The organism is Burkholderia sp. LMU1-1-1.1, from assembly GCF_040675865.1.
Lineage (GTDB): Bacteria > Pseudomonadota > Gammaproteobacteria > Burkholderiales > Burkholderiaceae_D > Rugamonas.
Map to the genome: position 1 here is coordinate 214553 of NZ_JBEGHG010000003.1, position 20211 is coordinate 234763.

Genomic DNA, 20211 nt, shown 5'->3' on the forward strand with positions numbered 1-20211 from the left:
GTCTATACTGTAGTCAATAAAAGTCCCAATAAACGACCAATCAAACGAGACCCTGGAGTGCGCATCATGACGAGCGATTACCCGACCCTAATCGCCGACGACTATCCCGATCCCAGCCCCGAAGAACTGGGCATAGGCGAACTGTTTGCCGAATCGCCGGAGCCATTCCACGATCTGCTGGCGCCGCCGGCCGAACCACTGGACGACCTGCTGCCGCTGCTGCCCCAGCGCGGGGCGGCGCCGCAAACCTGGGTGGTCACTGTCGCCGACGCAAAATATCACTGGTACGACCTGGTGGCCGGCTTCCCCGAGCGGCCCGACATCCGCGATCCGGTCGGACGCCAGCTGCGCCGCATCCAGTTCGACCTGGAAGCGACGATGGAAAAGCGGCTGATTTATTTCGCCGTCAACCGTCCGCGCGTGCGCTTCGATATCAACGGCAAGACCAGCTGGGGTTTCTTCTCCCTCAAGCTGACGGTGCCGATCGTCATCGGCGCCGAGGAAAAGCGCGACAGCATCACCATCGAGCTGACGGTGCCGTTCGCGGCCACGCTCAAGAAGCCGTCCGTGGTCATGACCGACCGCTTCATCACGCTCAACTGGGGCGGCCTGATCGAGGCGCTGTCGATCCACGACGTGCTGCAACAATACGAGAACGACCTGCGCTTCCAGAGCAAGGTGCAATACGTCGGCCAAACCAAGGACGCGGCCGGCCGGCTGGCGCGCGGTCGCCTGGCGGCGATACAAAAAATCCACCAGATCAACAACGACGACAACGACATGTTGCTGCTGATACAGCGCATGAACGTCGAGGTGTTGTCCGACGACGGCGATCCGGTCGACATGCCGGTCAACCAGAACGCGATCGCGGCCGATCTGCTGCTCAAGGACCGCATCGACCTCATCGAATGCGCGCTGATCCGCTACTTCGAGGGCCCGCAAATGCACGGCCGCAGCGACAAGGAGGCGGAGGTGCGCAAGCAGCGGGTGCGCGAAGTGCACGCCGCCAACCACCTGCAGAGCTTCCGCATCGACCTGCGCCTGGAAGAGACAGGCCCCTACCACGACCTGTTCTCCCAGCACGCGGCGGTCTCGCGCAGCCACGTGATCGATTGCACCGTCGTCGACGGCGAGGTGATCGTCACGCGCGTACCCGACAAGGCCAAGCCGGACAAGAAATAAGGCCCGGCGCTTACACGGCCGCCAGCGCCTGCTCCAGATCGGCCAGCAGATCGTCGATGTGCTCGATGCCGATCGACAGGCGCACCGTGTCGACCGTTACGCCGGCCTTGGCCAATTCCTCCTCGTTGAGCTGGCGGTGCGTGGTCGAGGCCGGATGGCAGGCCAGCGATTTGGCGTCGCCGATGTTGACCAGGCGCGTGAACAATTGCAGCGCGTCCTGGAAGCGCGCCCCGCCCTCGACGCCGCCTTCGACGCCGAAGGTGAGCACGCCGGACGGCCTGCCGCCCAGGTACTTGAGCGCCAGCGCATGGTCGCGATGCTGCTCCAGCCCGGCATAATTGACCCACTTGACCTTGGCGTGGCCGCCGAGGAATTCGGCCACCGCGCGCGCATTGTCGACGATGCGCTCCATGCGCAGCGCCAAGGTCTCTATCCCCTGCAGTATCAAGAACGCGTTGAACGGCGAGATCGCCGCGCCGGTGTTGCGCAGCGGGACCACACGCGCGCGGCCGATGTAGGCGGCCGGCCCCAGCGCCTCGGTGTAGACCACGCCGTGGTAGGACACGTCCGGCTCGTTGAGCCGCTTGAACCGCTGCTTGTGCTCGGCCCACGGGAATTTGCCGGAGTCGACGATGGCGCCGCCGATCGAATTGCCGTGCCCGCCCAAATACTTGGTCAGCGAGTGGATGACGATGTCGGCGCCGTGTTCGAACGGACGCAGCAGATACGGCGTGGCCACGGTGTTATCGACGATCAGCGGCACGCCGTGCTTGTGGGCGATCGCGCCGATCTGTTCGATGTCGGTGATGTTGCCCAGCGGGTTGCCGATCGACTCGATGAACACGGCCTTGGTGCGCTCGTCGATCAAGCCCTCGAACGAGGCCGGGTCGCGCGCGTCGGCGAAGCGGGTGCTGATGCCGAACTGCGGCAAGGTGTGCGCGAACAGATTATAGGTGCCGCCGTACAAGGTGGCGGCCGAGACGATGTTGTCGCCCGCCTCGGCAATGGTCTGGATCGCGTAGGTGACGGCGGCCTGCCCGGAGGCCAGCGCCAGCGCCGCCACCCCGCCCTCGAGCGCGGCGATGCGCTGCTCGAGCACGTCCTGGGTCGGATTCATGATACGCGTGTAGATGTTGCCGGGCACCTTGAGGTCGAACAGGTCGGCGCCGTGCTGGGTGTCGTCGAACGCGTAGGCGACGGTTTGGTAGATAGGCACCGCCACCGCGCGCGTGGTGGGGTCCGGTTTGTAGCCGCCGTGGACGGCAAGGGTTTCCAGTTTCATCGCTCCTCCGTATTAATGACCGTGCAAGCCTAAGTTGAATAGAGTGCCACGCCCACGAATCATTCCGCATTTATAAATGCATATTTTGCATGTTTGCCACAGACGGGGCGCGCGGCAAAGGTTCATTTCACGCCACATTGTTTTGTCATGTAGCAATTAAAGTATCTTTAAAGCAGCTAACCGTGATATGCTTTGGCACATCGCACGACCCTTGCTCAAAGAAACCCAACCAATTGTTTCCGGCGCGCAACCACACCGTAATCATTCACTATTTTTTGGGATAATTTGACATGAAATTGACGACTTTTTCTACCGCCGCAGCGTTGGTCCTCTTGATGTCCGGAGGCGCCGCCATGGCAGCCGCCGGCGGTAACGGCAAGGGCAATAACGGCAATGGCAAAGGTAACGGCGGCAGCGCCACGCCTGTGGCCACCACGCCAGCGACCACCACCCCTGTGATCACCCTTCCGGCGCCATCCACCTCATGCGCCGGCGCCAGCATTTCCGTGACCGGCGCCAGTTGCATCGGCTTCATCAGCGGCAACCTGAACGGCAACAAGCCGAGCCTGACCGAAATCAACGACAACCTGGGCGTGTGGGGCGTGCATCTGACGGCACCGGTGGCATCGACGTCGATGCTCTCCGGCCTGACCGGCAACACCATCAACTTTGCCCAACAACTGTATGGCGACACCATCGTCGGCATCCACTACGGCAATGTGATCGATGTGCAGGGTAACAAGCTGAACAACGTCACCGCCTTCTACCGCTTCGACGCCGGCCACGCCGCCGGTGTGGACAGCTTCACCACCGCCTTCAGTTCGCTGTCGAACGCGACGCTGTACTCGACCGGCAAGGCGTCCGTGACGGCCGTTCCGGAAGCGGAAACCTACGCGATGATGCTCGCCGGCCTGGGCCTGATGGGCGTAATCGCCCGCCGCCGCAAGCAAAAATAATCCGACGCTTAGGCGTACGAACCCAGGCCCGGTGCTAGCGCACCGGGCTTTTTTATTGCCGATTCGCGCGGTTACAACACAAGTTTCATTGTGGAAATGATATTTAGCGAAATAGAAATGAACATGTCTTTTAAACAGCAAGTCATGATATGCTTCAACACATCATATCGAATTGCTCAAAGAAACCCAAAAAACTGTTTCCTGCGTGCAATTTACTACCGCAGCATTTCAATTCTGGGGATAATAATTATGAACTTTAAAAAACTTTCAACCGCCGCCGCACTGGCAACGATGATGTTCGCAGGCAACGCAATGGCAGCGACGGCACTCTGTTCCGGTTCCGATATCGACGTGCCCGGCGCCAGCTGCATCGGCTTCATCGATGGCAACCTGAACGGCAACAACCCTAGCCTCGCCGAGATCAACTTGAATCTGGCAGTATGGGGCGTGAACCTGACGTCGGCCGTGCCAACGACCTCGATGCTCTCCGGCCTGACCGGCACCACGATCAACTTCACCCAACAACTGTACGGCGACACCATCGTCGGCATCCACTTCGGCAATGTAAAAGACGCCTTCGGCACAAAGTCGAACAACGTCACCGCCTTCTACCGCTTTGACGCCGGCGCCGGTCTGGACAGCTTCACCACCAAGTTCGAGTCCCTGTCGAACGCCACCTTGTACTCGACCGGCACCGCTGTGACGCCGGTTCCGGAAGCGGAAACCTACGCGATGATGCTCGCCGGCCTGGGCCTGATGGGCGTGGTCGCCCGCCGCCGCAAGCAAAAGTAATCCGCGCTTAGCCGCATGAAACCAAAGGCCCGGTGCTAGCGCACCGGGCCTTTTTCATTTGTTATTCGGGTCGTTGCGCTTGTTGGGACCGTCCCAACCCAATACCGTGATAATCGCGCCTTTGCTGCCGGTTTTAAAACTGTGGTCGTAATTGGCCGACTCGTAATAGTAATCGTTCGGTTTATCCATGACGTGCGCCTCGGCCGCGCCGTTGGGACCGTCGTAGGTGGTCGATGTCCATTTGCCGCTTTGGAGTATCACCACCCGGTCGATCGGATGGTTGTGGCGGTCGCCAACATAATTCGGCGGAAACTTCAGCATTTGAATGAAGGGTTTACCCGGTGTCGTGGCGTCGCCGCAGACCATGTTTTCCTCGGCTTTCAGTGCCGGGTTCCACACCCATTTGATGTCTTTCGCCTTCTGGAAGAATGGCGCCTTGACGCCGACGCAATCCGGCGCGGCGTGGGCGGTCAATGCGAACAGGCTTGCCATCAATGCGGACAACACTATTAGTTTATTTTTCATTGTGATCACCCGGTTAGGTTTGGACGCACGTTTCGCCGCAATGTCCGATCGATAATATACACGGGTATATGGCAAGGCAATGCTGTTGGTTTCTGCAACCATCGGCGCGGCTGGCTAGATCCACACGTCGTTGACGGCGGTGAGCTCGCTGGCTTGTTCTTCGCCAGTGTTGAGCACGCCACGCGGCTCGATCAACAGCAGTTTTACTTCACCTTCGGCGAACGGCTTGTGCTCGACTCCCTTGGGCACCACCACCATTTCGCCCTGCGACACCAGCACGTGGCCGTCGCGAAAATCGATGCGCAACAACCCTTCCAGCACGATAAAGGTTTCATCGGTGGAGGCATGGGCGTGCCAGATGAAATCCCCCTGCAGCCTGACTATCTTGAATTGATAGTCGTTCATTTCCGCGACCACCTTGGGTGCCCACTGCTCGGTAAATAAACTGAATTTCTTCGCGAAATTAATGGTGTGGATGGCGTGCGCCGCCGTCTGCTCGGTATTCATTGGGTTCGTCCTGTTGCTGATTGAGGAGTGCCCAGCGTACCCAAAACGGGACGTCGTTTCTTGTACGATTGTGCGGACGTCAGCCGGCGCGCATCTTCAGCCAGCGGGCCGGCGACAAGCCGTAGGTCTTGCCGAAATGGCGGGTCATATGGCTTTGGTCGGTAAAGCCGGCGAGCAAGGCGGCACCCACCAGCGACTGGCCCTGAAGCAGCAGCGAGCGCACCAGGTCGAGGCGGCGCATGGTCAGGTAGCGATACGGCGAGGTGCCGAACAACAACCGGAAATCGCGCGACAAGCTCCAGCGGTCGCGCCCGCTGTGGCGCTCCAACTCCTCCAGCGTGACGCTGCGCTCCAGGGACCCGTGAATGAACTCGCGCGCGAGCTCGGCGGCGCGGTAGTCGAACGGCTGGTTTGAACGCGGCGGCGCCGACACCGCGCTCAGCGCGTGGGCCAGGTCGAACAGCGCGTCGTCCTCCTCGAGCGCGTCGAGCGGCGCGTCCAGGCTGCGCAGCAACAGTTCGCTGGCCGCGTACAGCCGGGGATCTGCACTGATGCCGTGCTGAATGAACGGCAGCGCCCGGCCGCCGAGGATTTGCTGGATCAGCGCCGGTTCGATATACATCATGCGGTAGCGGAAGCCGGCGTCGGTCCCCGCCTCGCCATCGTGCACCTCGTCCGGGTGCAACACGATGGTGGCGCCGGGCACGCTGTGGCGCCGCCCGCCCCTGTAATGGAAACTTTGCACCCCGGCCAGGGTGCGGCCGATCGCATACGTGTCGTGGCGGTGCGGCTCGTAGCCATGGCCAGAGAAGAACGCCTCTATACGCTCCATGCGCCCCGTTGGCGGCGCGCGCACGATCCAGTCGCCGGCAGGCTTGGTCTTGCTCACGGCGCGGGGTTCGAGAGAGTGGCGACGTTCATCCTGTTTCCATCGTCGGGTGGGGTGGAAGCTGGAATTCTACCCTGTCCGGATGTCGTGACAACGATGCTCGGGATACAATCGGCATATCCGCTTCACCCCATAGGGCGATGCGCTACACACCCATCTGGAGCCAAACCATGCAAGTAAATACAGCGGCACTGGTCATCATCGATATGCAAAAAGGCATGGCCGATCCGGCGGCCGGCACGCGCAACAATCCCGAGGCGGAACAAAACATCTCGGCCTTGCTGCGCGCGTGGCGGGCCGCCGGTTCCACGGTTGTCCATGTCCGCCACATCTCGAGAACGATAGGCTCGCCGTTCTGGCCGGGTCAAATCGGGGTCGAGTTTCAGGAGCGGTTCGCGCCGTCGCCGGACGCCTATGTGATCGAGAAAAATGTACCCGATGCCTTCATCAACACCGGGCTGGAGCGATGGCTGCGCGTGCGCGGCATCAGTGAACTGGTCATCGTCGGCGTGAGCACCAACAACTCGGTGGAGGCCAGCGCGCGGACGGCGGGCAACCTCGGTTTCGCCACACATGTCGTTGCGGATGCGTGTTTCGCGTTCGCCAAAGTCGACTACGCGGACGTGCCAAGGAGCGCCGAGGACGTGCACGCCATGGCCCTGTCCAATCTGGACGGCGAATACGCGGCCATCGTCCATACCCGCGATGTGCTCGACGCGTTTGCAAAGGCCGCATGATGCGCATCGCCCTCGTCTCAGATATCCACGGCAATTTGCCGGCGCTTGAAGCCGTCGTCGCGGACATCAAGCGGCGTGGGACGGATCTGGTCGTCAACATCGGCGACAGCCTGTCCGGGCCGCTGCTGCCGTTGGAGACGGCGCGGTTTTTGATGGCGCAGGATTGGATACATCTGGCGGGCAATCATGAGCGCCAGATTTTGACGCTGCATGCGGGTTCGGGCGCCAGCGATACGTATGCCCACTCGCAGCTGACCTCGAAAGAGCTGGAATGGATCGCGGGCTTGCTGCCGGTACGGCAGATCACACCGGATGTGCTGGCATGTCATGGCACGCCAACCAGCGATGTGACCGGCCTGCTGCAAACCGTCGACGCGGCGGCCACCGTGGCGGAGATCGAGGCGCGCCTGGGCGGGGTCGATGCAGGTCTTGTAGTGTGCGGCCACACCCATGTGCCGCGCAGCGTCCGTAGCGCACGCGGGCAGTTGATCGTCAACCCGGGCAGCGTGGGCCAGCCGGCCTATGCCGATGATCAGCCGTATCCCCATGTGATCGAGTCCGGATCGCCGGATGCCCGGTATGGCATCGTGGAACATATCGATGGACAGTGGCGTTCGAGCCTTTTCGCCGTCCCCTACAGGCACGCGGAGATGGCGGCGCTGGCAAAGTCGCGCGGACGGCTCGACTGGGAGTGTGCGTTGTTGACTGGCTATATGCCACGCTCCTCGCAGTAATCATCGGCTGCAAAGCCAAAGGTCTTTCCGACATTGAGTTCCTGGCGGGTTATGCTTCCGGATCGCTCGCTTTGCCGGTATCGGCAAGCGCCGACTCCCCGATCGCGTAGAACTGTCCACCGGCAATGTAATGCAGGCTGCGCAGGCTCGGATCGGCCTTGTCGAATTCCCAGTGGCCGTTGCGGAACACGCGGTCGTCGGCCCAGGCCGCCACCACTTCGCCGATGAACAAGTCGTAAGTCTGCTGGATGTGCGGCTCGGGGATCACCTTGCAGATGAGCCAGGCCGAGCAGCCGGAGACCAGCGGCGTGTCCTGCTCACCAACGCGAAACAACTCGACCCCGAATTTTTTCAGTTTGTCCGGCGCATCGGCCAGGCTGAGATTGCCAACGTCGTAGGTCAGCTGGACCTGGCCCAAATTGGGCACCTGCAACGCGAAGTAGCCGCTGCCCTCCACCAAGCCGCGCGTGCTGGTCGCCTTATCCAACACCAGCGTCACCTTGGGCGGCGAGAAATCCAGCGCGCAGGACCAGGCCGCCGCCATGACATTGTCGACACCGTCGTGCGTAGCAGACACCAGCACCGTCGGACCGTGATTGAGCAAGCGGTACGCCTTCTCCAGCTCCACCGCCACCATATGTTCGTTCATTTTTACTCCCGATAATACTCGACGGGAGATTATGCATCGGATCGGCTTTCCGCACCCGACCGCTCGGCGCGCATCGGCTCCTTACAGGTCGAGTTCGAGCGTGTCGCCACTGGCGCGCGAGACGCAGATGCACATGTGGTCGATGCGCTCTTCGTCGCTGAGCGCGTTGTCACGGTGTTCCGGCGTGCCGGCCAGCACCTTGACGCGGCAGGTGCCGCAGTTGCCGACCCGGCAGGAGGAAGGCGCATCGACGCCTGCCGCTTCCACCGCTTCGAGAATGCTAGCGCTGGCCGGCACTTCGATCACCTTGCGGCTGCGCTTCAAGGTCACGACGACGGGCCGGTTGACGGCGCCCGCGTCGGCGGCGAAGCGTTCGATCAGCACGCGCACGCCCAGGCGCTTGCCGGTTTCGGTCACATCGTCGAGCAGGCGCGCCGGACCACAGGCGATGGTGACGCCCCCGCCGGCCATGACCGTGTCGAGCGGCAGGCGCCGGCCTTCGTCGGTGGCGTACACGACCAGGCGCTGGCCCAGCTCGCGTTCGAGCTGGTCGAGGAACGGCGCCTCCCTGCGCGACCGCACGGCATAGTGCAGCACGAAGTCGCGTTGCTCGGCGATCAGCGTATGGGCCATCGCCTTGATCGGCGTGATGCCGATGCCGCCGGCGATCAGCACCACCGGGCCGTCGGCGGGCAAAGCGAAATCGTTGCGCGGCAGCGAGCAGCGCAGCAGCATGCCAAGGTGGTATTCCTCATGCACGCTGGCCGAGCCGCCCTTGCCCTCTTCCTCTCGCAGAACGGCGATCTCGTAGACGCCGGGCCGGGCGGGATCGGAGGCGATCGAATAGCTGCGCGTGGCGGCGCTGCCGTCGGCAAGCAATACCGGCACGTCGATGTGGGCGCCGGCCTGGACCGCCGGCAAGCTGCCGCCGTCGGCGATTTTCAGTTCATAGGCGCGCACCCGTGGCGTTAGCTGGCGCACCCCGCTGATCACCAGCGCCAGCGGGCCATCGCCGAGTTCGCTCAAAGGCTGCCTGGCGGTGCTCGCGGCCAGCTGCTCCTTGAGGCGCTTGACCTGGCCGTGCAGCGGCGCCGTCATGGTGTTGATTTCGCTCTCGGTAAAGCGCGGCGTGATGTGTTGCGGGCAGTTCCAGTCGTAGCCTTCGATGGTGATCACGAAAGCGCGTTCGATGCGCGCCGCATAACCGGGCGTGCGCAGCCGTTCGATCAGCTCCGCATCGTCGGCGGCCTCCACCAGCCGCACGCGGCCGATGAGCTTCAGCCGCATCTGATTGGCGTAATCCATCACGATGATGGAAATACGGTCGTCCTTTTGCAGGTTGCCCACGCTGAGGTATTGCACGTTGCCGCGAAAGTCAGCGAAGGCGACGGTCTTCGGATCGAGGATTTTCAGGAAGCCGGCCGGGCCGCCGCGATGCTGCACGTATGGCCAGCCGGTCTCGCTCACCGTGGCCTGGTAAAAATGGTCGGCCTGGGCGATGAACTCGATCTCCATGCGGCCCAAGCGGTCGGCCCGGTTGGTCATCACGTCGAAGCCTTCGTACTGCTCGCGGCTGCCCATGCGTTCCTGCATGGCGCGCACGTTCGGGGTAAAGGTGATGTCGGAAAATGCGCGGCCCATGATGGCTCCTGAAAAAAGGTGGATTAAGGTTTCACTTTGCGGCCGAGGAACTCGCGCATCAGCTTCGCGATCTTGTCGCCTTCTTCTTCGAGGGCGAAGTGGCCGGTGTCCAGCAGGTGCAGCTCGGCTTTCGGCAGGTCGCGCAGGTAGGGCGTTGCCCCCGCCGCCGGGAAGATCTTGTCGCCCTTGCCCCAGACGATCAGCATTGGCGGCTGGTGTTTGCGGAAATAGGCTTGCCATTCTGGATAACGCGGCGGATTGGTCCCATAGCTGTAGAACATTTCAATCTGAATGTCCTTGTTGCCCGGGCGATCCAGATAGGCTTGGTCGAGCATCCAGGCGTCCGGGCTCACGCGCGCGTCCGGATTGCGGAAGCCTTCGGTGTATTGCCATTTGGTGCCGCCGATCTCCAGCAGCGGACGCAGCTTGGCGGCCTTGGCTTCCGTTTTGTCTTTCCAGTACTCCTTGACCGGCTGCCAGAACTCGTTGTCCAGGCCTTCGTCGTAGGCGTTACCGTTTTGCACCACGATCGCCGTGATCTTTTCCGGATGGGCGGCGGCCAGGCGGTAGCCGATCGGCGCGCCGTAGTCCTGCACGTACAGCGCGTATTTCGTCAGGCCGAGCTGGCTGGTTAATTTCTCGATCACCTTGGCCTGGTTATCGAAGCTGTAGGTGAACTTGTCCATCGGCGGCTGGTCGCTCTGGCCGTAGCCCGGATAGTCCGGCGCGATGACATGGTAGCGGTCGGCCAGTTGCGGAATCAGGTTGCGGAACATCTGCGACGAGGTCGGGAAACCGTGCAGCAGCAACAGGGTCGGCGCGTTTTTCGGGCCGGCCTCGCGGTAAAACACTTTTACGCCGTCGATGCTGGCCGTGTGATAGCTCACGGCGGTCGAGGCGGCGGGGGCGGCAGGCGCAGCGGCGGCGCTGGCGGTGATGGCGACGAAGCCGGCGGTGACGGCCAGGCGGGCCCAGACGGAAGAGGAAGAGTTCATGGTGATGCTCCTTAAGTGGGAAGGTGGAATCAGGCGGCCAAGTTCAGTTCGACTTGCGGGAAATCGATCTCGACTTTGCTGGCCTTGCCGAGGATGTTGGTCAGGAAGTTCATGCCGACGTGGGTGATGATTTCCACGATGTCGGCATCGGTGAAGCCGGCGCTGCGCACTTGGGCGATCTCGATGGCGCTCACATCGCCCTTCTTCTCCATCAGGCTGGTAGCGAACTTGACGGCGATGGCCGCTTGCGCGTCTTCGCTGGTGCCGTGGCGGGCGGCGCTGATCTCGTCGCCGGTCAGCCCGCTTTTACGGCCGATGGCGGTGTGCGCCGAGACGCAGTACTCGCAACCGTTTTGCTGGGCCAGCGCCAGGGCGATGCGCTCGCGGGTTTGATGGTCCAGGCTGCCGTCGTTGGCCACGCCGTACAAGCCCAGGAAGGCGCGCAGGGCGACGGGCGAGTTGGCGAATACTTTGAGGAAGTTCGGCACCATGCCGAGCTGGCCTTGAATGGCGTCGAGCAGGGCTTGTTGTTCGGCGTTGGCGTTGCTGCTATCGATGATGGTGATGCGGCTCATGGCATTTCTCCTTGGGTGGGTAGCGAAGTGTTGTTCAGCGCTTGCAGTTTGAATCTTTTGCCGGATAATGAGAATATGGACAAATTACAATGAACCATTCCTGAAAGAGGAATAATATGGATCGGCTGTACACGATGTCGATTTTCCTGGCCGTGGTCGATGAAGGCGGCTTCGCGCCCGCCGCGCGCAAGCTGCGGATCTCGCCGCCGGTGGTGACACGCGCGGTGACGGAGCTGGAGGAAACGATGGGCGTGCGCCTGTTGACCAGAACCACGCGGATCGTGCGCGTCACCGACGTGGGCGCGCGTTACGCGGCCGACTGCCGGCGCATCCTGGCCGACGTGGCCGATTCCGAGCAGGCGGCGGCCGGCACGCATGGCGAGCCGCGCGGCAAGCTGGTGATCACTTCATCGGTGCTGTTCGGGGATATGTATGTGACGCCGGTGGTGACCGAGTATCTGCGCCGCTATCCGGATACCGAGGTGGAATGCCGCTTTGTCGACCGCGTGGTCAACATGATGGAAGAAGGGGTCGACGTGGCGATTCGTATTGGCCAGCTACCCGATTCGAGCTATCAGGCGGTACGGGTGGGCCAGGTGCGGCAGGTCGTGTGTGCGTCGCCGGCCTACCTTGAGACGCGCGGCATACCGCTCACGCCGGAGGAGCTCGGCGAGCACGACATCGTCCTGGCCAGCGCCTTGACCGCCTCGCCCGAGTGGCGCTTTGAGTCCGAGCGTCAGCCGCTGGTCGTGCGCGTGCGTCCGCGCCTCGTCAGTACCAGCAATGACGCCGCCATCGCGGCCGTGGTGCGGGGATTTGGACTGACGCGGGTGATTTCCTATATGGTGGCGCCGCATCTGGCGGCCGGGAGGCTCAAGACGGTGCTGACGCAGTACGAGTCGGCGCCGGTGCCGGTAAATGTCGTCCACCACGAGGGACGCCGGTCAACGCCCAAGGTGCGGGCTTTTATAGACCTCGCGGTGGCGATGTTGCGGGCCGAGGGTGCCTTCAACTAAGGTTGGCGTGTCGCGCATCCGCTGCACTCGCCAAACCCCAGAAATCCTAACGTTAGGATTGCCTTGTCAGAAAAACGTTCTATATTTTCTGACATGCGTACCAATGCCCCCTCCTCCGGCCGAAGCCGAACCGCTCAGCAAACGCCGCCTTCTCGAGGCAGCGTGGACGCGGCTATCCGCGCCGAGTTAGCGGCGAGCGAAGCGGGAAAAGTCTTTAGCCCGGTTGATTTTCTCCACTTGGGTAGCCGTGCGGCCGTCGATAAGGTGCTCTCGCGTTTAACAGCCACTGGGACACTTCGAAGAGTGGCCAGAGGACTGTACGACGTCCCACGCACGCACGCGATTCTGGGACCGCTATTACCGTCGGCCGACGATATCGCGAAGGCGATTGCCGGCAAAGGGAGTTTACGCCTGCAACCGTCTGGCGCCTACGCCGCAAATCTATTAGGACTCACGGAGCAAGTGCCGATGAAGCTGGCCTTCCTGACCGATGGCGTCTCGCGCACCGTGCATATCGGCAATCAGAGCATTCTGCTGAAGCACACGACACCTCGCAATATGGCAACGGCCGGTCGCATCAGCGGTCTGGTGATCCAGGCATTGCGACATTTCAAGCAGGCGCATATCGATGACCAGGTAGTCGCTAAGCTCAGAGCCAGATTGACCGCCGAGGACAAGGCCGTGCTGCTGGCCGATGCATCGCTGGCCCCCGTATGGATTGCAGATGTCATGCGACGGATAGCGCAGGACAAGGATTGAGCCATGCAAGAGTTTTTTTGAAATTGCCAAAGGAACACCTTCCGGTTCAGGATGGCGCTTCTCGCTTTTCTGACCAAATATCTGGCGCTGGAACCATGCCATCTGACGGCACAAATTGACGTTGTCGCGTTCCAGCTTGCCGACCAAATCGACCAGCTGCGCAGGCGTCAGCGCGGGCGCATCTTCATGCGTGGACTGGGCGGGATGGGGATCGGCTGGCATGTGGAAATTGTATTTCATGCGCCCGCGTTTGTGCTCATATTTTGCATCGGCGGCACGGTAGCTGTCCAATGAGCGCAGGCAAAAATGCAATCCGCAGAGGCGAATTCCATGCGTTAGCCACCACCTCCACGGCCAGCGCGGCCGCCATCTGCCACGAAAACGATTAAAAAGTGATAAATCTACTGTCAAGACACCTTAAACTATGAAAATGTTGCTAAGATTCCAGTGTTAGTTCCTTGGCAGTCAGCAGAAGTAACCGATTGTCTGGCCGGACGGGACATCACAATTTCAAAACTACCTATTAAGCACATGCCGACCAACATAGCACATATATCAGATATCCATTTCAAGGTTAGCCCCAATCAGATTGGACATGACCCAAACGAGCAAATGCGTGACGAAATGATTCGTGATTTAGAAAAAAAAGTGGCGGAATGGGGGAAGTTGGACGCGATTATTGTTTCTGGTGACATAGCTTTCGCTGGAAGGAAAGACGAATTTTCGCTGGCTAAAGAATGGTTGAAAGAAATACTTTCCCGTACAAACTCGCACGACGCCAAAATAATTGTATGCCCCGGCAATCACGATATAGACCGTTCTGTATTAAAGGCACAGCCTCTGATTGAGGATGGACACTCGGCAATTCGCGCAAGTCCCACCAATGTAAAACGGGAATCTGAACTCTTGCGTCGTTTAGGCGTTGAAGCAACAAGAGATTTGTTCTATCGGGCACTAGAAAACTACAATGATTTTTCTCAGCAGTATAATTGTTCATTTTATGCAACCAAGGAAAATTATTCTTGGCATCATGATTTGTTGCTAGATGATGGTTCGAAACTCAGAATTAGAGGGCTGAATTCTACTACACTGTGCGGACAGCAAGACGTCAAAGGGCAGTTATACATAGGCCGAGCGGCTTGGAACCTCAAACGAGAAGACGGCATCGAATATTTGGTGTTTGCACATCACCCGCCCTCTTGGTTGTTAGATGGCAGTGAGATGGTAAACGAATTAGATGACCGCGCAGCAATTCAATTATACGGCCATGAGCATAAAGCTCGGATAAGTCAGAGCGGAAGTTCAATAGTTATGTATGCCGGTGCTGTCAACCCTGTTCGCGACGAAGGTGACTGGCTTCCTGGGTTTAATTTTATAAGAATTTCAGTTACAAATGATAATTCCACAAGGAAAATGTTGGTAAAAATATTTTCCCGCGAGTGGCAGGAGCAAAACCCTTCTCAGTTCAAAGATTATAAGGGCAAGGGACAAGATGGTTCTCACGAATATACGAAAAATTTAGAAAAATGGTCGCCGCCAAGTGTTGATAATGTTCCGGAACCTTTTGTTTCGCCGTTGCCTAAAGCAACTCAGATAAACTCTTCAATAAATACAAATATAAGTGTTGCTGCACAAGTTCAAAAATCAGAGTCTGAAATATTGTCTGAATTCTACGATATGCAGTTTTCTGAGCAATACGATATTGTTCGAAATCTTGGATTGCTGAGGGAGGAAGATAAAGGTTTTCCACAGTTTATGCAAATCAAGAGAGCATTGATTTTTGCCAAAAGTCAAAATAGAATCTCCCAATTATTGAATGAAAAGTGAGGGTCCTGTGGCAGATAAAGCCTATATCGGAGCGTTATACAAAAAGCTTGAATTGACTACTTCTGTTCAGGATGTCGAAACAAGAAACAGTTTTATTGAAAAGATTCAACCAGAATTAGACTACCCGCAAGCTATGTCATTGCTTTTGGTGTGCTACGATTTGGCAGTGCCAGATGGCGACCTGGACTGGTTTTTTGAAGCCGGGCAGGAATTTATCCCTGGTTTCGGAAGCGACGGGGTTGACAAAGAGGTGGCGCTGTTAGCAGCCGCTTTGTTAAAGGCCGAAATTGAATCGAGTTCACCTTATGCGGCTTCCATCTGTCTTGCCATAGAGGTAGCCGAATATGGAACAATAAGAGTCTTTAGCCCTGACCCCTTATTACCAGCATTTGCGAAGAAGAAATTGGTTGAGCACCAAACGGTTGCACGAAGCGTCAATAAGGCGGGGACGCTGAAACCCCAAGACTTAACCGTAAAATATAAAAATGCCGAGGATATAGCCCAAAATAATACATGGGTAACGGGTTGGGGAACGGTGAAACCACTAATCGAAGATTCGATTAAGCGCACGGATGCAGTGGATAAACGCCTCGTAAACCATTTTAATAAGCTCGTAGAATACACTATTTCTTTGGAGGAGCAGGTTCAGGCGCAATGGTTTGCTATATCTGCTTGGAGTAAAGAAGCGAATCGCCCTTTACTTGACTTTTCGGTTCCTGAGGCAGCGCTTCGAGCTGCGGTAGAGCTCGCAAACATAATGACCAGCAATGAGGGACCAGTGGCCGCCCCTGCCTTACTTAAGATGGCATTATGGGAAGGACGGAAGCTAGCGTCCTTGAAAAATTTTGTCTTCGCTGAAGGATGTGTCGCTGGCCCTATTGCATGGCGTAAAACGTGGGCTATTTATGATACAAATGATAAATACCTTCACTTAACACCTGGTTTATTTGCTATTGCTCTAGCTTGCGAAAATGAAGACGACAGCGATTGGACACGGACGTTTAAAAGGAAGACAAACATAGATATAGCGGATGAGATTTCGCCGCTGGAATTTTCATTACAGATTTATCGCGAGATTTTAGCTATAAAAATACGGAACAGTTATGACGACTGAGTCACTCCAGCGCCGGTGCAACCGTGATGGCTGTAATCCCGAAAGCGGCGGAGGGTGCATCGATGGTCTTTCTGCCGACGATTGTCCTAATCGTTATGAATTTGCGGCTATCGACGAGGTTTTAGAGGCTGGTGTGCCTTCGCCATCTGCTCCGCCTAGCGAAATTGAGTTACCTCCGGGTGTTCGTCAAGTTCATAACGGTGTGGGCTTGTCGGAGATAGAGGTAAATCGGCACTTGCGGCGGCACGGAGGCCTGGTAATCTCATTTATCGGTTGTCCTGACGCTGGGAAGACAACAATCGCGGCAATGTTATATGAACTTATGAAACGTCGACGTCTAGGTCAAATCGGCTTTGTCGGGTCGAAGACATTGAGGGGCTTTCAGTCTAGGAGTTTTTACTCGCAATTCGAATCTGGTTTATCCGTTCCCGTAACCGAGCGTACAAAAAAGAGCTTGCCAATTGAATATTTGCATTTGCGAGCTTCCTTTGATGTTTCGAAGAAAACTCATTTTGATATTTTTATGGCGGACCGCTCTGGAGAGGAATTTGAAGATTGTATAAAAATGCCTAAATTTGCAGAAAATTTCCCAGAAATTTATCGTGCAGACTGTCATGTTTTGCTCTTGGATGGGCGCAAGTTAATTAATCCTGAGTTAGCTGCTTCGCACATAGGCGAGATTCGCAGAATAGTACTAGCGTTATTGCAGTTTTCCGGTTTGGGACAGTCGCAGAAGATTCAAGTGGTTTTAACGAAACTTGATGAGGTAATAGTTTCCTCCCGAAAAGAGCAGGTTGAGGAAATATTCGACCACTTTGTGAGCGAAGTCAAGAGCCGGGTTGTAGGTGATATTACTATCAGTGCACACAAATTGGCTGCGCGGCCCAATCAGGGAGAGTTCTACCTTGGGGAAGGGTTGGAAACCTTGATGCGGGAGTGGATACCAATTCCAGCCACTCGAACCTTTAGCATGGATTTTGTATCAGTGGATAGTGGAAGCCATTATGATTATTTGATTAACGCCATAAATAGATAACATGGAAACATCAACCCTGATACTAGGCATGCCTGCGACCGGAAAAAGTACATATTTGGCAGCAATGAGCTATATATTACTAAGTAGTGAAATTGATACGATATTACGTTGGAGTCAACTTGACGAATTCGAGTCCCATTTGTATACCCTGCAAGATAAGTGGTTGAAATGTGAAAAGCTTGACCATACTCCTGCGGGACTTGATAGTTGGGTTACATTGCATATGACTGTAGGATTAAATGGGACTCCAATTAAGGTTCAGCTTCCAGATTTTTCTGGTGAGTCAATAAAAGACGCCATTGTTAGCGGTTTTTATACCGAAGAGCTTTACGAGGCATTGGGGAAATCTAGTGGAATTTTTCTTTTTACTAGTGCCGATTCCAAAACAAGTGATATTTTAATTAATGAGATGTCGGGAATTATGTCAGTTGAGCCTGAAAGTAACAATGGCCCAAGGAAGCAATTTGTTCCCGGCGATATGCCAGAACAGGTTAAGGCAGTTCAGCTTCTGCAAACAATTGTCGATTCCAAGAGTAAAAAACGGAAATTGGTTGTAATGATATCAGCATGGGATATAGCACAAAGTGCAAATCCTGACATTACTCCTGTGAAATGGTTGGAGGACAATAGGCCTCTTTTACATCAATATTTGGAATTTAACTGCGAGTTATGGGAGTCGAGGATGTATGGCGTAAGCGCGCAAGGCGGTCGGCTTCCCGCTGATAAAGCGAGGCTTAATATATTGGCCAAGCCTTCCGAACGGGTAAATTTAGTAGGAAAAAACACTTCGCAGTTCGACTTGACGGACCCGCTATATTGGCTGACGCTGCCCCAGGATTCTTAGAATGTCATCAAATCATAGTCTATTTTTCAATGTGGACCAAACCCTTCATGGGTATCGCGATGGACACAAATTATTGAGTACGTCCATAGTATTGGACGAGTATTCTGCGACCGAGATGACGCGTATGAGCGACCTAATGCCGCAAAACATATCGGGAGTCTCAGCCTACTATTGTGGCTACCCATTAAAGTCTGCTAAGAAATATGTTATTTCTAAAACTTGGGCGGCCCCCGAAATGCCGCGACCAGGTTGCGTGTGGACACATTCAATTTTACTGGATTATTCTACCGTAGCAAAATTGAACAGATTATCAGATTTGTTTTATGCTTTTAAGAGGCCGAATGGCAGTTCGAATTCTGATAGCTATGCCGAGTCTTTTGAGATAGATTTGCCGCTGCGGGGCGTAGAAAAAAATTGCAATATTCGTGACCTTGACGGATTTTCTGGTAGTGATTTGGATATGCAGAACATTATTGCCAAGGTGTATGCATCAAAATACGAAAGAGTTGCAATAGCGTCTTTTGGAAATCAAAATGAAGATGATGTTACGGTTTCTTTAATCTGGAATCAAATGCCCCCGCGTCTGAGACGGGATTTTGTATTTTCGAGCGCAGCGAGCTTGCGCTCTATTACGCCCCAGGCAGCAATTACTCTTTTAGTTTCAAATGAATTAATTAGGTCTGCTGTGGCAAGTGATGTGATAGATGAAATTGAAAGCGAGGGTATTTCGATATTGGTCGATGATATATTTGAATATCAGCAGACACAGTTAAGAAATTTTATTGCGCGCTATATTTCCGATGCAAAATACCCTAGAAAATCGGTACTGTATCTGGCACTCATTGGTGGGAAATTATTGAAATATGAGAATGATCAAGGGATTTCTGAGGCTGCAAATCTCATATCGAATTTTTATAAGGAAATTGGAGATAGTGATTTAATAAAACGGGAATTTGTAACCGGTGCATTTTTCTCAAAAAATAGGGTATCAAATTCCAATAAATGCGAAATTGTCGCTACCATGATACTTCCATATATGCGCGGGATGAGTTGGGTTGATTTCAACGACTCTACTTTGGCATTTGTAAAAAGCATCGAAAACGAGATGCTTCCACTAATAGCGAAAATTATCAAAGCTTGTTTTCCTTCAGAGGTTGGTACATTAGGTTACGCACTGCTTAGTCAAATATGTAAGCATATCGATATCAATGTTCTAGCTAAAGTTCAAGCATTTGCTGAAGTAAAACTAACAATGGCGGCGTTAAAAATTGAACTGCTAGGCCTACCAGATTTTTGGCGTTCTTTTGAGTCCCCCCCAGACAATAAGGATTGGGAGCTTTTGAAATCAATTGGAAATTCCAATGAAATGGTACGTGGCATGCTCGACGCGGGCATGTATGAGGCAATTAAAAAACTTGTTGACCGAGACCGAACATTCTATACCCCCGCATTAGTGGTTGAAATTATTGAATTGAGCGGTGAGCGACTGGAGTTGAGTTTGAAGGAGTTTAGAAGTCTTAGGTTGGATATTGTTGATGGTTATGTTAATTCAGGTCGAAATAACGCTGAATTTCTTAATACTTTAGCTCTTGATATTTTTAATGACTCTACGCCTCGCGTTGTTGCTGAAGCTTGGATAAATTTAATAACATTAAATTCTTCTGACTACGATGCTTATTCAAATATAGCACTTTTTGTTATATTCGATAGCGCATCTAATGCTTTGACGGTTGAAAATGCAGTAAAACTTTTTGAATTTTCGTTCCAGCGACTACATAGTAAAGCGATGTTGAAGACGAATTTAGAAAATCAAGTAGGACAACGGATATCTGGAAAATATATGGGCGGAGGATACTCAAGGGGAGACGACGCGGCCCCCAGAATAAGACGACATCTTTGCGAGTTTATGCTGGAAAAAGGTGGCTTTGAAGAATTTTTTTTCTGCGCAGGTACTGAAGAAAATAAATTATTGTTATTGCAATCCATGAGCGAAATTTGGGGCGGGTCCCAGTGGCTTGAACGTCTCAGGCAGTACTGGAACGACGGAAGAATTTATCTGGCACCTGAGATTTGTTCATTGATAGAACGCCTAGTGCCACGAAAATCCACATGGTCTTTTTTTGATTTATTCTAAAAACAGCAGCCATTGGG

Annotated in this window: 21 protein-coding genes; 13 read left to right on the forward strand and 8 right to left on the reverse strand. The window is 55.5% G+C overall.

Annotated features, from left to right (window positions below):
• Window positions 1–66: 66 nt before the first annotated feature.
• Window positions 67–1182 (forward strand): hypothetical protein, encoded by a 1116-nt coding sequence (locus tag MRBLMU1_RS04535; RefSeq protein WP_363497645.1) that lies wholly within the window; start codon window positions 67–69, stop codon window positions 1180–1182.
• Window positions 1183–1192: 10 nt separating this feature from the next.
• Here the strand turns inward: MRBLMU1_RS04535 and MRBLMU1_RS04540 are convergent, their stop codons facing one another.
• A complete protein-coding gene (locus MRBLMU1_RS04540; protein WP_363497648.1) occupies window positions 1193–2464 on the reverse strand; it encodes an O-acetylhomoserine aminocarboxypropyltransferase/cysteine synthase family protein in 1272 nt (423 codons plus the stop codon).
• A 353-nt stretch (window positions 2465–2817) separates the two neighbouring features.
• On the opposite strand from MRBLMU1_RS04540, the gene MRBLMU1_RS04545 reads away from it, so the two are divergent.
• Entirely contained in the window at window positions 2818–3420 is a 603-nt protein-coding gene (locus tag MRBLMU1_RS04545) for a PEP-CTERM sorting domain-containing protein (RefSeq protein ID WP_363497651.1), read from the forward strand.
• Window positions 3421–3732: 312 nt separating this feature from the next.
• Window positions 3733–4212 (forward strand): FxDxF family PEP-CTERM protein, encoded by a 480-nt coding sequence (locus MRBLMU1_RS04550; RefSeq protein WP_363497654.1) that lies wholly within the window; start codon window positions 3733–3735, stop codon window positions 4210–4212.
• A 54-nt stretch (window positions 4213–4266) separates the two neighbouring features.
• Here the strand turns inward: MRBLMU1_RS04550 and MRBLMU1_RS04555 are convergent, their stop codons facing one another.
• From MRBLMU1_RS04555 to MRBLMU1_RS04565, 3 genes are all read right to left on the reverse strand, one after another.
• Window positions 4267–4839 carry a hypothetical protein gene (locus MRBLMU1_RS04555; protein WP_363497657.1) on the reverse strand — a complete coding sequence of 191 codons (573 nt, stop codon included), beginning with the start codon at window positions 4837–4839 and terminating at the stop codon, window positions 4267–4269.
• A gap of 12 nt (window positions 4840–4851) precedes the next feature.
• Window positions 4852–5244 carry a cupin domain-containing protein gene (locus MRBLMU1_RS04560; RefSeq protein WP_363497659.1) on the reverse strand — a complete coding sequence of 131 codons (393 nt, stop codon included), beginning with the start codon at window positions 5242–5244 and terminating at the stop codon, window positions 4852–4854.
• A gap of 79 nt (window positions 5245–5323) precedes the next feature.
• Complete coding sequence (locus MRBLMU1_RS04565) at window positions 5324–6133, reverse strand: AraC family transcriptional regulator (RefSeq protein WP_363497662.1); 810 nt, start codon at window positions 6131–6133, stop codon at window positions 5324–5326.
• Window positions 6134–6303: 170 nt separating this feature from the next.
• Here MRBLMU1_RS04565 and MRBLMU1_RS04570 point away from each other — a divergent pair, with 170 nt between their 5' ends.
• Complete coding sequence (locus MRBLMU1_RS04570) at window positions 6304–6870, forward strand: cysteine hydrolase family protein (protein WP_363497665.1); 567 nt, start codon at window positions 6304–6306, stop codon at window positions 6868–6870.
• Window positions 6870–7604 carry a metallophosphoesterase family protein gene (locus MRBLMU1_RS04575; RefSeq protein ID WP_363497825.1) on the forward strand — a complete coding sequence of 245 codons (735 nt, stop codon included), beginning with the start codon at window positions 6870–6872 and terminating at the stop codon, window positions 7602–7604. Before MRBLMU1_RS04570 ends, MRBLMU1_RS04575 begins: the two co-directional genes overlap by 1 nt.
• 49 nt (window positions 7605–7653) lie before the next feature.
• Here MRBLMU1_RS04575 and MRBLMU1_RS04580 read toward each other — a convergent pair whose 3' ends face one another.
• The 4 genes from MRBLMU1_RS04580 to MRBLMU1_RS04595 all read right to left on the reverse strand — a co-directional run bounded on the left by MRBLMU1_RS04580 (window position 7654) and on the right by MRBLMU1_RS04595 (window position 11464).
• Window positions 7654–8253 (reverse strand): flavin reductase family protein, encoded by a 600-nt coding sequence (locus MRBLMU1_RS04580; protein WP_363497667.1) that lies wholly within the window; start codon window positions 8251–8253, stop codon window positions 7654–7656.
• An 81-nt stretch (window positions 8254–8334) separates the two neighbouring features.
• The gene (locus MRBLMU1_RS04585) at window positions 8335–9894 is read right to left on the reverse strand and encodes a 2Fe-2S iron-sulfur cluster-binding protein (protein WP_363497670.1); all 1560 of its coding nucleotides are present in this window, start codon (window positions 9892–9894) and stop codon (window positions 8335–8337) included.
• Window positions 9895–9917: 23 nt separating this feature from the next.
• Entirely contained in the window at window positions 9918–10889 is a 972-nt protein-coding gene (locus MRBLMU1_RS04590) for an alpha/beta fold hydrolase (protein ID WP_363497672.1), read from the reverse strand.
• Window positions 10890–10918: 29 nt separating this feature from the next.
• Window positions 10919–11464, reverse strand: coding sequence for a carboxymuconolactone decarboxylase family protein (locus MRBLMU1_RS04595; RefSeq protein ID WP_363497674.1), 546 nt, complete (start codon window positions 11462–11464; stop codon window positions 10919–10921).
• 116 nt (window positions 11465–11580) lie between these two features.
• Here MRBLMU1_RS04595 and MRBLMU1_RS04600 point away from each other — a divergent pair, with 116 nt between their 5' ends.
• The 8 genes from MRBLMU1_RS04600 (at window position 11581) to MRBLMU1_RS04635 (ending at window position 20194) form a co-directional block, all read left to right on the forward strand.
• Complete coding sequence (locus tag MRBLMU1_RS04600) at window positions 11581–12480, forward strand: LysR family transcriptional regulator (RefSeq protein WP_363497677.1); 900 nt, start codon at window positions 11581–11583, stop codon at window positions 12478–12480.
• Between the two features lie 162 nt (window positions 12481–12642).
• Entirely contained in the window at window positions 12643–13239 is a 597-nt protein-coding gene (locus MRBLMU1_RS04605; protein WP_363497680.1) for a DUF6088 family protein, read from the forward strand.
• Window positions 13240–13290: 51 nt separating this feature from the next.
• Window positions 13291–13533 carry a hypothetical protein gene (locus MRBLMU1_RS04610; protein WP_363497683.1) on the forward strand — a complete coding sequence of 81 codons (243 nt, stop codon included), beginning with the start codon at window positions 13291–13293 and terminating at the stop codon, window positions 13531–13533.
• 237 nt (window positions 13534–13770) lie between these two features.
• A complete protein-coding gene (locus MRBLMU1_RS04615) occupies window positions 13771–15066 on the forward strand; it encodes a metallophosphoesterase (protein WP_363497686.1) in 1296 nt (431 codons plus the stop codon).
• A 7-nt stretch (window positions 15067–15073) separates the two neighbouring features.
• Window positions 15074–16180, forward strand: coding sequence for a GTPase-associated system all-helical protein GASH (locus MRBLMU1_RS04620; RefSeq protein WP_363497688.1), 1107 nt, complete (start codon window positions 15074–15076; stop codon window positions 16178–16180).
• Complete coding sequence (locus MRBLMU1_RS04625; RefSeq protein WP_363497691.1) at window positions 16170–17216, forward strand: TRAFAC clade GTPase domain-containing protein; 1047 nt, start codon at window positions 16170–16172, stop codon at window positions 17214–17216. The genes MRBLMU1_RS04620 and MRBLMU1_RS04625 overlap by 11 nt, the downstream gene beginning before the upstream one ends.
• 1 nt (window position 17217) lies before the next feature.
• Entirely contained in the window at window positions 17218–18060 is an 843-nt protein-coding gene (locus MRBLMU1_RS04630; RefSeq protein WP_363497694.1) for a hypothetical protein, read from the forward strand.
• 1 nt (window position 18061) lies between these two features.
• Window positions 18062–20194 (forward strand): hypothetical protein, encoded by a 2133-nt coding sequence (locus MRBLMU1_RS04635; protein WP_363497697.1) that lies wholly within the window; start codon window positions 18062–18064, stop codon window positions 20192–20194.
• Window positions 20195–20211 lie beyond the last annotated feature (17 nt).